At 53.9% G+C, this 11,144-nt stretch carries 10 protein-coding genes and 1 CRISPR repeat array; of the genes, 3 read left to right on the top strand and 7 right to left on the bottom strand.

The genetic code is table 11. The annotated features are described in order from the left end of the window. The first annotated feature begins 4 nt into the window (after window positions 1-4). From JMF94_RS05315 to JMF94_RS05325, 3 genes are all read left to right on the top strand, one after another. Window positions 5-271 (top strand): hypothetical protein, encoded by a 267-nt coding sequence (locus JMF94_RS05315; protein WP_240824137.1) that lies wholly within the window; start codon window positions 5-7, stop codon window positions 269-271. A gap of 85 nt (window positions 272-356) precedes the next feature. Further along, window positions 357-1,085, top strand: a complete 729-nt coding sequence (locus JMF94_RS05320; RefSeq protein WP_240824138.1) for a class I SAM-dependent methyltransferase — start codon at window positions 357-359, stop codon at window positions 1,083-1,085. Window positions 1,086-1,115: 30 nt separating this feature from the next. Further along, window positions 1,116-1,595, top strand: coding sequence for a diheme cytochrome c (locus JMF94_RS05325; RefSeq protein WP_240824139.1), 480 nt, complete (start codon window positions 1,116-1,118; stop codon window positions 1,593-1,595). 600 nt (window positions 1,596-2,195) lie between these two features. Beyond that, window positions 2,196-3,542: a CRISPR direct-repeat array (repeat unit 28 nt; unit sequence CTTCTAAGCCGCCTACACGGCGGTTAAC). Window positions 3,543-3,676: 134 nt separating this feature from the next. Here the strand turns inward: JMF94_RS05325 and cas6f are convergent. From cas6f to JMF94_RS05360, 7 genes are all read right to left on the bottom strand, one after another. Continuing rightward, on the bottom strand, window positions 3,677-4,246 hold the full coding sequence (gene cas6f / locus JMF94_RS05330) for a type I-F CRISPR-associated endoribonuclease Cas6/Csy4 (RefSeq protein ID WP_240824140.1): 570 nt from the start codon (window positions 4,244-4,246) through the stop codon (window positions 3,677-3,679). Window positions 4,247-4,260: 14 nt separating this feature from the next. Next, complete coding sequence (gene csy3, locus JMF94_RS05335; RefSeq protein WP_240824141.1) at window positions 4,261-5,322, bottom strand: type I-F CRISPR-associated protein Csy3; 1,062 nt, start codon at window positions 5,320-5,322, stop codon at window positions 4,261-4,263. 29 nt (window positions 5,323-5,351) lie between these two features. After that, window positions 5,352-6,164: a type I-F CRISPR-associated protein Csy2 gene (locus tag JMF94_RS05340; RefSeq protein WP_240824142.1), complete on the bottom strand. Its 813-nt coding sequence runs from the start codon at window positions 6,162-6,164 to the stop codon at window positions 5,352-5,354. After that, window positions 6,161-7,309 (bottom strand): hypothetical protein, encoded by a 1,149-nt coding sequence (locus JMF94_RS05345; protein WP_240824143.1) that lies wholly within the window; start codon window positions 7,307-7,309, stop codon window positions 6,161-6,163. The genes JMF94_RS05340 and JMF94_RS05345 overlap by 4 nt, the downstream gene beginning before the upstream one ends. Window positions 7,310-7,342: 33 nt before the next feature. Then, window positions 7,343-10,381 carry a type I-F CRISPR-associated helicase Cas3f gene (gene cas3f / locus JMF94_RS05350; protein ID WP_240824144.1) on the bottom strand — a complete coding sequence of 1,013 codons (3,039 nt, stop codon included), beginning with the start codon at window positions 10,379-10,381 and terminating at the stop codon, window positions 7,343-7,345. A gap of 113 nt (window positions 10,382-10,494) precedes the next feature. Further along, complete coding sequence (locus tag JMF94_RS05355) at window positions 10,495-10,839, bottom strand: type II toxin-antitoxin system RelE/ParE family toxin (RefSeq protein WP_240824145.1); 345 nt, start codon at window positions 10,837-10,839, stop codon at window positions 10,495-10,497. Then, window positions 10,836-11,111, bottom strand: coding sequence for a type II toxin-antitoxin system Phd/YefM family antitoxin (locus tag JMF94_RS05360; protein ID WP_240824146.1), 276 nt, complete (start codon window positions 11,109-11,111; stop codon window positions 10,836-10,838). Before JMF94_RS05360 ends, JMF94_RS05355 begins: the two co-directional genes overlap by 4 nt. Window positions 11,112-11,144 lie beyond the last annotated feature (33 nt).

Consider the following 11,144-nt stretch of genomic DNA (forward strand, 5'->3'; position numbering starts at 1 on the left):
TTTCATGATGCTTTTAGTATTGTTTTCGCCCATTATTGATATGGCCAATGATTATGTGGGAAACAGCCAAGTTTCTACACTCCAGCCGCAGCACGAAGCAAATGAACATCATGACCATCATGAACCAATAACCCACTTTCTTTATTCCACGTCCGGCATTTTAAGCGCTGCTCCTACGCATTTTTTTGCGCCGTGTTTTTCTTTATTGCAGCACATCTACTGCATAGCACTCTCCATAGAACACCCGCCTGAAGACCTGCTTTTTTCCTAAAGCAGATTCTTTTCCGCAACTTTTCCTATCTGGTTGTGGGCGCTTTATCGCGTCCATAGCCTCTATAGGCATGGGAGACTGTTCTATGCTTGATAAGGCCGTGTGCTATGTAAATGGCTGGCTACAGAGCTTTCGCCACAAGCTGTATATTTCTCAAACGTATTTGGCGTGGTGTTCCAAAAAAACAAATGCAAGTTGGTGGCATGCTTACGCAATAAAACATCGTCCCTGGCGGCCTCATGTTTGTGTTCCTTGCGAATGGATTACGCAATTAGTGCCGAGCTCTGCGCATGTTTTTGAAGCGGGGTGCGGCAGCGGCGCGAATTTAATCTGGCTACAGCAAAAGGGGTTTCAGAATTTGGGGGGGAGTGATATTGCCGTTTCTGCAATTGAAATGTGTAATTTGCTGGCAATCTACTATAAAGCAAGCATAAACACAGTTGTTGACGATGCTTTGCATCCCCAATTCATGCCCAAGAATGTGGACGTGCTGCTTTCCGTAAACTGGTTATATCATATTCCAGGGGCCTCATTGGATGATATGTTCGATGTTTATGGAGAATGCGTTAACCTAGGCGGGTATATGGCCTTTGACTGTATCAGCGCAAGATACAACTCGAAGCCCAACAATAACTACCATACAGCAGATGTGCGCTTGCCCCCAGCAAAAAGGCGACCGTCAGAGTATACATTCCGCATGACTGGCCGTGAGGTTGAAACCTGCGCTTCCAAGTATGGTTATATGGTGCAGAAAAAAAGAGAGTTACGCACCTTTCCGCCACGCGATGTGTATATTGCGAAACGATGTTTCTGATAGTTGTGTAAAGATAAGCAGGAGTGTTCTATGTTCATCTATCAAAAAAGTTTATGTGTTGGGGTGGCGTTATGCGTTGTGCTGCTCTTTGCAACTTTTTCAGCGGCGAACGATAAACATTCGTGCAGGTCTGGGAATGGTAACTCTATTCCGCCCGCCGCATATGTAAACACATGTGGAGGCTGTCATATCGCATACCCTGCATGGTTGTTGCCAGCAACCTCATGGAGCAAAATCATGAGCAACCTTGGTGACCATTTCGGCGCGGAAGTGACAGTGTCGCCAGAAGACGCAGCTATTGTTGAAAGCTGGCTGAAAGAGCAGGCGGCTGGCTCTGGCGCTAGCCGCCGTGGAGATAAAGTTGCACGTCGCCTTTCGGGGCAATCCCCTTTGCGTGTGACAGAAACCCCATGGTTTGTGCACAAACACCGCAAAATACCTGATTCAAAGAGTTTTGCGGACTGTGGCTCTTGCCACAAGGAAGCTGCTCAAGGCATCTATGACGATTAGCACTGTGCCGCTTCAGTTGAAGATGATGATTATTTTGTTTGCAATTTTTTTCAGTTGAGGGAGTTAATGCATTGTGTTTCATTCGCTGCAATGAATGAAGGACAAACCCATTCATCACAAATGTATTGATATCAAAGAAGGCCACTCACAGCAGTGAGTGGCCTTCTTTGATATCAATTGACGGATAGACTTGTTTTTGTGGTGTATACCAAGGCTGTTAACTAATAACCTTTACAAGAGTTATCCATACTTCCAGACAAATGCCTTTTTGGCGATTATTGCCAGCACAATATACATAAGGATTGTTACCGTTGACCCTCCCCCAGAAGAGTATGGCATTTAAAAGTTAGTGTTCCTGAAATAGAAGCGCAAGAATGGAGCATAGCAGACTCACCGAAGAGCAGATTATTGGAATTTTGCGGCAATCTAAGGCAATGCTTTTGCCTTTTCCCACAAGAACTTCAACATCGTGAAGCTTGAAAATGATTTGCTCTGGAGTAAATGCTTTGCGACCCATCTGATGCCCTCCATGGCTCCGCCTTATACTAACTTTATAGGCGGACCAGTTTTTTGGGGGCAGGTCACAGGCACAACGCTGCACTTCTACGCCACCTACACAACGGTTAACGGCAACAAGCTCTTTGCGCAACTCGCGGAGAGCTTCTAAGCCGCCTACACGGCGGTTAACTGCAGCCAATCCACGGTCCAAGACGGGATGATCTTCTAAGCCGCCTACACGGCGGTTAACCAATGACGCCATTGGCCACAGCCAACGACCATCTTCTAAGCCGCCTACACGGCGGTTAACCGGACCTGCGGCGTTGGTCAGCCAGTCGGCCCCTTCTAAGCCGCCTACACGGCGGTTAACGATAGTTACGCCTATGTACGCCCTCATATTGACTTCTAAGCCGCCTACACGGCGGTTAACGTTGTGACCTCGGAACTGGCATTTTTCCTAATCTTCTAAGCCGCCTACACGGCGGTTAACAAGCGAATGCGAGTGGATCCCCCCCCACGGTCTTCTAAGCCGCCTACACGGCGGTTAACGTGTCCACCCGGCAACGGCAGTGCCAGCCGTTCTTCTAAGCCGCCTACACGGCGGTTAACTTCCAGCTTATGTCCGACTATGACCATCTGCCCTTCTAAGCCGCCTACACGGCGGTTAACTTCCGTGCCGAGTTTATTAACCACATCAAGGACTTCTAAGCCGCCTACACGGCGGTTAACAATCCCGTTGGTGACGCCATGTTTCCGAGTGACTTCTAAGCCGCCTTCACGGCGGTTAACAAGACTCGCCTACAGCCAGCACATATTGTGCTCTTCTAAGCCGCCTACACGGCGGTTAACCCATAGCCACGCAAAAAAAGCCCGCGCAGATCCTTCTAAGCCGCCTACACGGCGGTTAACGGGCAGAATGTTGCGTCTGTCATAGCCGTGTGCTTCTAAGCCGCCTACACGGCGGTTAACAGTGATACCCAGGGCTAGCGCAAGCGCCTTGTCTTCTAAGCCGCCAGCACGGCGGTTAACAACACAGGTCGAGGCAACAGGGTGGAAAGGACCTTCTAAGCCGCCTACACGGCGATTAACACATTTGAGGCAAATATGCCCCATGCTTTTGACTTCTAAGCCGCCTTCACGGCGGTTAACGGATTCCAGCCGCGCTAGTTCCGTTTCGTCAACTTCTAAGCCGCCTACACGGCGGTTAACGCCATCTATATGGCCCTGCACGGCTACGAGTGCTTCTAAGCCGCCTACACGGCGGTTAACTATGTGGTTAAAGCCGAAGACAGCGTCACCATCTTCTAAGCCGCCTACACGGCGGTTAACACTCTGCGGAAAGACAGAGAGAATTGTTGGATCTTCTAAGCCGCCTACACGGCAGTTAACAGATCACGCATGCCACGGCACGGTGACAAGCACTTCTAAGCCGCCTACGCGCCGGTTAACTACTTGTCTTGCGTTGCGTAAACAATGCGATTGTCCATCTGCATTACGCGCACATGTTCCAGAGAAAACACGTTGGCGCGCTTGGAGAGCATTACGGGCCTTGGGTTGACTTGCTTTTTTCCCTTCATGGCAAATTATGGCAAATCCGGCACGCAAAAGAGGTTATGGGCGCTGCACAACCCATAGCTGTTCGGCAGGCACTCTGCTTGAGGCGGCGTACCCGGTTCACGGCGCACCGCCAGCGTAAAGCGCTGCTCCGTGCTTTTGCTGCTCACCACAAAGTAATCCATTTTTTCTTTTTGCATGCCCAACATACGCCGCTGGCGCAGTTGCCCGGCTTCCGCACCCGTTTTGCGATCGCTTTTCAGTGTCGGCACACGATATCGCCGAAAGGCCACCCATGCGCCCTTATAATTTTCCGGAACTGCTGCGGGATAATGCAGCCTTGCATAGTCACGCATCCAGGGTAGTTGTGAGAGCGAGGCTACCAAGGCGTCCAGATCATCCCGGCTGGAGGCGAATATTCGCACCACGCCGCCGCCCTTGTCACAAACGGCCTGCCGTCCTGCGGGTATTGCCAGGGCATAGGTATGCGGTTTTGCTGCAAACAGTGGGTGCAGCAAGGCCAGCATACGCCCCCGCAGCGCAGGGGCGCTCATACCCGTGTCTTCAGCAGCGGCGACCGCCTCAATGTCAAAGTACACGCGGGGCATCATAGCTATGCACTCTCTGAAAAGACGCCGCCACGAATGATGCAGGCCGTTAAGAACATGCCTTCGGCAGTGTCGGGGTCCATATCACCCACCCGCAGCATATAGCCGAAGCCGGAGGAATTTTTGGCGTTGCGGAAAAAGAGCTGCGCATCAAGGCTTGCGCCGTTGGGTTCTACAGGAATGGCAAGACCGCGCTCCGCGTAGGCGGGGTACCATGTATCAATGGTGCGCAGGGCATTGCCCACTTTTTGGTCGCGCAGGGCAGCCTGACCGCGTTCCTGAACACTGTGCTTGTCCTGATTTTTGGGTGCTTCGCCCACGCAATACAGAGGGCGGGCAAAACCCCGCGCCTTGTCTTCCAAATAGTTTTGCGAAGGAAACACTTCCAGTGCGCCGCGCACGCCAAAATCCACATCCGCCTCCACCAGCAGGGAGACATCGCGCTGCCCGCGCAACCCGGCGGCAATGTGACCTGCAACGGCTTTTTCTGCATCAGAATAAGAATCAAAGGTATTCAGGGGCACTTGCAGGGCATCAAAGCAAACATCCAGATCTGCCCTGTTGCGCACACGCACGCTCACAGATTCCGCAATGGCCCGGTTACGCCACAAAAAACGGCCATTGGCCAGATTGCGCGCATAGCGGCAGGCGAGTTCTGTAAGACCAGCGCTGGCCTTGCCCTTATCAATAAAGTCGGTCAGCCCCGTTCTGAAGGCAAGCAGGTCTTCCATATCGTCTGTTTTGCCCGGCGCGCAGGCAAAGAGCGCGGCAGAAAGATCAAGAAAGCGCACTTCAAAACGCACGCGCAACTTTTCAGCCTTGGGGTCAAGCTTGGCGGTATCCGTAGTCTGGATGTTTGAAACTTCTTCCCGAGTGGCGCTTTTGGCGCTGGAATCCTCTTTTTTTCCAGACTTATTGATGTTTTGCGTTCCACGGATACCATGACGCACCACAGCAAGGGGCGACGTGCTGCCGTCAGCAAATACATTGAAAAAAAGAGCGTCAGTAACCATGAGGCAACGCTGAAACGAAAGAACACCGGGCAATTTTTTAAGCGTCTTTGCCATGATATTTCCCTTTTTGCTGTTAGTTGGCGTTAATCCTGATAAATTCTGAACACATCTGGCGTTGTCCACTCTGAACGCCACAGGCTTTGAGCCGTTGCGTCTTCATCAAGACTGCGGCGTATGGGCACATATTGCACAAGGCCTACAAGCGGCTCTGCAAAGGCATGGTCATAACCTTCGCGCACGCCAGACCGCTTTTCAAAAGGCGTGGTGGCGGCGTAGCCAAGGCATGTGGCGGAAAGCCAGCCAAGGCCGTCATTCTCGGCAGGCTTGTGCCCCAGCGCGGCCACAAACTGTTCCGCACGGTTGCCTGCCCCATCTCTTTCAAGCAAATCACGGCGGTCTTTCACCACGTAGCCGGTACGAATGTATTCCAGGGCTTCGTGGACAGTGCGGTACAGGCAGGGCTTTGCCATGCTGGTGATAGTGCCGCCAGCAAGGCGACCCCCAACAACCAGGGAATTAATGCCTTCTGTGGCGCCAAGGTCACGAATGCCGACAACCAGGGATACTTCCATATGCGCACGGGCCACGGGCTGGAGCGACAGAGCCTGCTTGTTTTTGGAGGAATAATCCGTGCCGTTTCTGGATGAACCAAAAGTATAGGCAGCTCCACGGCGCAGTTGCGGATTGAACACGCCGTAAAATGAATCTCCCAATGGCGTATGGCTGTGGAGCACAAAGGCCATTGAAAGCACATCGTCCGCCATGTCCATTTTGCGTCCAAGAGCGTGCGCCATAAACCATGCCGCCAGCACGGGCGGGCCGCCCATGAGAAAGGCGGCATTATACATGTTGGCCCCCTGAACGCGCATATGGGGCAGAACAAGATAGGATGTCATCGGAATGCCTCCTCCATCATGGCCTCAAGGCTGGCGCGAGCGGACGAATCCAGTTTTAGCAAGCTGCGCCCGCTGCTTTTGTGCGGCGCGAGCATTCTGGTAACCACCAGCCGGGCCATGCTGCGGGGCCAGTTATCGCAACGCTCGCGCAATGGGGGATCAAGCAGCCCCCGTATTTCTGCTGGCCGCACCAGCGGCGAGACCAGAGCATGCCGGGGGGGATCAAGCTCATGCAGCAGATCTTCCTCTGGCAACATATGGGCGTGCCGGGTTAGCAGATCGCGGGCTTCAGCCGACATATCCAGCACGGCTTGGGCAATGGCGGTGATGAGCGCTTCTTCCTGCTCCCTTTCCTTGAGCGTGATTGTGGCGCCATCAATATGCGGATTCAGCACCGCCTCACGAAACTGCGCATACTGTTGCACAGCCTGCCTGAAAGGTTCCGGCGTATGCACGTTGAGCGGCAAGCCTCTATGATACAAGGAAAAGGCATCACGCGTAGAGGTAGAAGCCCCTGGCGCAGCCACCATGAGGGGCCGCTGCATGGAACGCACGAGACTGCCAATGTTTTGGGGATTGGAGCCGCCGATGCCGAAACGGGCCTGACGCAACTTGCGCCGTGGGCCTTCCGGTTCAGCCTTTGCGGCTTCGTTATGCTGCGGCACAAGGCCGTGTTCTTTGCTAAAAAACAGCGGGCAAACGCTGCTTGCCGTTATGGGGGTCATGCTCACATAGCCGCCCGGCGCATCTTTTTTGGGAACAAGCACCTGCCGCAGGCGGTGATCCACATACTCCGTGCCGGTACTGTAGCCGGAAGCATTTGCAGCGTTAACGCCAGCAACAATGGCCTTTCTTTCCTCTACGGTCGCTTCCGAGGCATCTGGCGAGTCTGCAAGAACCAGATTGATCTGTTTGACGATTCCGGCTTTGCTCGCGCCGCCTTCCGCATAATCCAGCGGAAAGGAAAGGCCGCTCCCCAAGAGCGTCCGCAGCGAAATATAGGGCAGATCCACGGCGGCATCCGCCCCAAGCCTGATTCCCACAAGACTTGCGTTGGAGTTGACGGTTTTAGAGTTAAAATGGACAAGGCACTCTGTTTCGTCCTGGTATGTTTTGGGAGGGTATGACTTCCATTTATCGTCCATGACGCTCCTTTTCACCCGCGTTTGCGGTTGGTTTCAATTCTCTCTCCGTATGCCAAAGCCAAGATTGTATATGAACGCTGTGTTTTCGTAAGCGGTCAGCTCTGCTTGCAGGCCTTCCGCTGGTGATATCCCCGCCTCATGGCAGAGGCTTTCCATTGCTGGCGGATCGAGAGCCAGCCATGCATTGGGAGGGGCTTTTTCTGTGCTCATTTCATGCTCGTTGCGCACCCAGCTTGCACTGTGGGCATCCATTTTCCATTCAAGATAGGTCCAGTTGTCGTCCTCCAACTGCATCCGCCAAAGCTGTTTATGGCCGTTCCTGTCACGCAGGGGCGTTTGCTCGTAAGGCGTGGACGCCATGCGGAATGCATCAACAGGCGTCTGGTTAAACAGCCCCTCGTTGCCGTCTCTGTCCACGCCAAAGTACGGCGTCACTCTCTCGGCTATGGCCTTGTCATCGGCGCTGGAAAAATGGCTCCCGCCGCCAAGCCGCAGCCGGGCATCAATGCCGAGTTCTTCCCCTTGCCAGGGCAGAAGTCGGGCAAGATCATGCTTTGCATACGCAGCGGCGGCCCCCTTTTTTTCGTAGCCGGGGTTCACAAAGGCCTGAAGATCTGGCTTGCCTTTCTCGCAGTTTTTGCAATGCTTCAAGTTATACTGGAGTATGGCGACATTATGCGCAATGCTGCTGCCATAGGGAACGATGCGGTGCCTGTTAACGCGCCCTGCAACCTGAACAATGGATTGCGCACTGGAAGGCTCAATGACGGCCCAATCAAAATCATGATCCCGGCCAACTTCTTCCACTGGCGTGGCCACAACAATGAAGAGCACATCCTGCGAATCGGTAACACGAGCCACAAGAGTGAGGATTTCTTTATCTGAAAGAATATGGGAATTACCCTGTTTGCGAGTCAGCAAATAATCAAGCCGACGTTCTTTGTGGAACCGGCTGATGCGCCAATCACCAGCATGATAGCAGGCCACATAGGCGTAGGGCAGGCTGTCGGCCAGACTACGCGCGGTGGTGATAGCGCCATTGATATGCGCCATGCGCACAAGGCCGAAGGAAATTTTCTTGCCCGGCGAGAACCCCCAAGCGTTTTCGTGATGCAGGCGCAGGGCCGCTTTGAGCACACCATTTTGAAAGCCCTGAATGGTGGGTTCTACAGGTTGCAAAAAAGCCCGCCGCAGACAGGGGGATTGCTGCAAGCGGGCCATCATGTCCTGCATCCGGCAGGCGTACTCCCGGGCAAAGGCTGTACTGCCAGGGGCAGAAGCAAGCACCTTGGGGGGCAGACTGTCATCAATAAAGGCAATGCCGAACTGGGGAGCACCGCCTGATTGTTGCGTCAGATGCTGCCGAAGCTGTTGGCCCGAGACCCAAGCCGCGTGAACGGCCTCTGCCGTAGATTGGGACAGCGTGGCCGAAGAACAAACAATGTTGCGCCCAAAAAACGCACCAAGCTGCACCAGCCGCAAGACCGCCACAAGAGCTTCGGGGTCGTAGCTGTCGATTTCGTCCAGCACCAGATCTGCCGTCATGAGCCGCAACAGCGCCTTGACGTGGTGGCCCTGACGCTGTGGGCAGCCCGCAGCATCCAGAAAATCAATGGTCGATACCAGCAATGGTGCGCCAACAACGGTTTTTTCCCGGTCTGTGCGCCAGAAAGGTTCCATCCAAACGGGCAAGGGGCCGGAATCCCCGCTGCAGATGATTTCCGGCTCGTCGGCATCCAAGTCATCCGCTGATGTGGCCTGACGATGCCAGTCAAAAAGCCTTTGCGTGACGCCATCGCCGATAACCGTCGCCATATCAGCAGGCAAAATGCCGAGATCATCTTGCAGGGAACGCCCAGTCTGCAAGGTTAGGCTGCGCAGGTTGAGCGCGATGGAACAGCGCGGTGCATCTTGCCGCGACAGAATGCAGGCCGCGCGCAGATTCATCCGCGTTTTGCCGCTGCCTGTTCCCGCCATGTTGAACACAAGGCACGGGGTCTCTGGGTTTTCTTGTCGCCAGCGGTTCAAGGCATCGGCAGCGCAATTTTGCCAGTGGAAACGTGAAGTTTCGTCCGCAGGATCAAGAATTGACGCCACAGACGATTCTTGTAACCCCTCAAGAAGACTGCCCTTGCCCTGTGCAAGTTGCCCCATGCGCCATGCGGCACTGGCCGCCACATGGGCGACTGTATGCAGATGCCAGGGCAAAGGCTGATTGAGTTGGCGCGTATCCCCGATAACGCGGGTATTGGCTGCGCTTGCCCCCTCATTGAGGCATGCAGGGTATTCTACTGCGGAAACGGTATGATCGGCAAAAATCAGTGAGGCGCGGGCCAGGGTGAGGCATGCCCACCAAAACGATGAGTATTGCTCACCCTGATATGCGCCAGCAAGTTTTTCCAGCTTAGATTCAAGCCTCTGATAATTTTTCCAAACGTCTTCGGGCAAAGTTTCGTAGGGCTGGCAGTATTCTTGCGCGATAGCGTCTGACCGAACATGGGAATCGCGAACTGACGGCACGCCCCCACCGCCTTTGTCACCAGCAAATAGCCGATGGTGGCTGGCGACAAGAAATTCAATGGCCTCTAAAGCTGTGGCCGGAGCAAAGCAGCGTTTGTAGCTGGGCGGGCGGTCTATGACCCGCTTAAGCGCCTCGGGATTTTGCAAGACTTGCCATGCCTCATGCCAACTTTTGCCCTGACGCAGCTCCCGCAGCAAGCAGACGGATACCCACTCATGGCGTACCTCATCGCGCAAGGTTTGTGGCGTGCGCAGCTTTTGCTGGAAATATTTTGAATACTTACCCAGATCATGAACTTGGGCAGCAGCTTGCGCCAACAGGCAAACACAGCGAAGCCAGACAGGGGTTACCGTATTTTGCGGACCGGACCGCGATTTGCACACAGGGACATCTCCGTTGTCAGAAAATTTTCCGCGTGCGCCCGCCACCGACAACAAAGGCATGCGGCGGCGACCGTCATTATGGTAACAAGCCACAGCCGTATTGCGGGTAGCTGTTTTGCGCAGAGCTGCCTGCAACTCTGCCAGACCTTCAAATGAAGCCGTTCGCATTGGTCACTAAAAGTTCTCATTTCGCGGCGGCCCCTGTCCGGCGCGGAGGATTTTCAGTAAAACGGGGTCAGTCAGTACGGTGTTGCTTTGTGCTGCACATTAATTAACAGCTGTCACCGCAACATCTTTTGCGCAAACTGTCCCGCCACATCGCGTCGAGAATCGAAGACCCAATGGACATGCACCATGGTATCAAGCGCCTCGTAGATTATGCGCCATGGATGGACATGTATTTCACGGTAGCGGGTGATGCCCACTATTTCTAGCTCAGGCGGAACGTTGCCACGCAGAGGTAGGCTTTCCAGAGAGAGGATGCCCTGCTCAAGCTTGCCCAGAATTGTATCAGCTTGCTCCTGCCCCACATTGGCTGCTGTATAGGTGTATATCTCCAGCAAGTCTTGTTCGGCTTCTGGAGAGAGCAAGACCTCCAGAAGTGGCGTCCCAGTGGGAAGGGTCATCGTTTATCCTTTGCGCGCAGGCCTGCGAAAACTTCCCGAGCGGGGCGTCCCTTGCCCGCCTCAAAGCTCTTGCCGGAAAGGCTGAGAGCCTTGAGCATGGCAAGCGTTTCCTGCATGCGCTCATATTCATGGATGCCCATGAGCACGGCCTTGGCCTCGCCATTCTGGGTGATCACAACGGGCGGCGCAGCTTCTTCACTGAAAGTGCGAATGATTTCTGCTGCCTGCGCCTTGACCTCGCTAATTGGTCGTACTGCGGTGCTGAGTTGCATATTTATGCTCCTTTGACTAAATAAATACTGAAT

Origin of the sequence: Desulfovibrio sp. UIB00, assembly GCF_022508225.1 — a bacterium.
In the GTDB taxonomy this organism is placed as follows: Bacteria; Desulfobacterota; Desulfovibrionia; order Desulfovibrionales; family Desulfovibrionaceae; genus Desulfovibrio.

What these genes read in the sequence shown, in the direction of transcription:
- JMF94_RS05315 (WP_240824137.1), top strand. Translation starts at nt 5, where the DNA reads ATGATGCTTTTAGTATTGTTTTCGCCCATTATTGATATGGCCAATGAT.
- JMF94_RS05320 (WP_240824138.1), top strand. Translation starts at nt 357, where the DNA reads ATGCTTGATAAGGCCGTGTGCTATGTAAATGGCTGGCTACAGAGCTTT.
- JMF94_RS05325 (WP_240824139.1), top strand. Translation starts at nt 1,116, where the DNA reads ATGTTCATCTATCAAAAAAGTTTATGTGTTGGGGTGGCGTTATGCGTT.
- csy3 (WP_240824141.1), bottom strand. Translation starts at nt 5,322, where the DNA reads ATGGCAAAGACGCTTAAAAAATTGCCCGGTGTTCTTTCGTTTCAGCGT.
- JMF94_RS05340 (WP_240824142.1), bottom strand. Translation starts at nt 6,164, where the DNA reads ATGACATCCTATCTTGTTCTGCCCCATATGCGCGTTCAGGGGGCCAAC.
- JMF94_RS05345 (WP_240824143.1), bottom strand. Translation starts at nt 7,309, where the DNA reads ATGGACGATAAATGGAAGTCATACCCTCCCAAAACATACCAGGACGAA.
- cas3f (WP_240824144.1), bottom strand. Translation starts at nt 10,381, where the DNA reads ATGCGAACGGCTTCATTTGAAGGTCTGGCAGAGTTGCAGGCAGCTCTG.
- JMF94_RS05355 (WP_240824145.1), bottom strand. Translation starts at nt 10,839, where the DNA reads ATGACCCTTCCCACTGGGACGCCACTTCTGGAGGTCTTGCTCTCTCCA.
- JMF94_RS05360 (WP_240824146.1), bottom strand. Translation starts at nt 11,111, where the DNA reads ATGCAACTCAGCACCGCAGTACGACCAATTAGCGAGGTCAAGGCGCAG.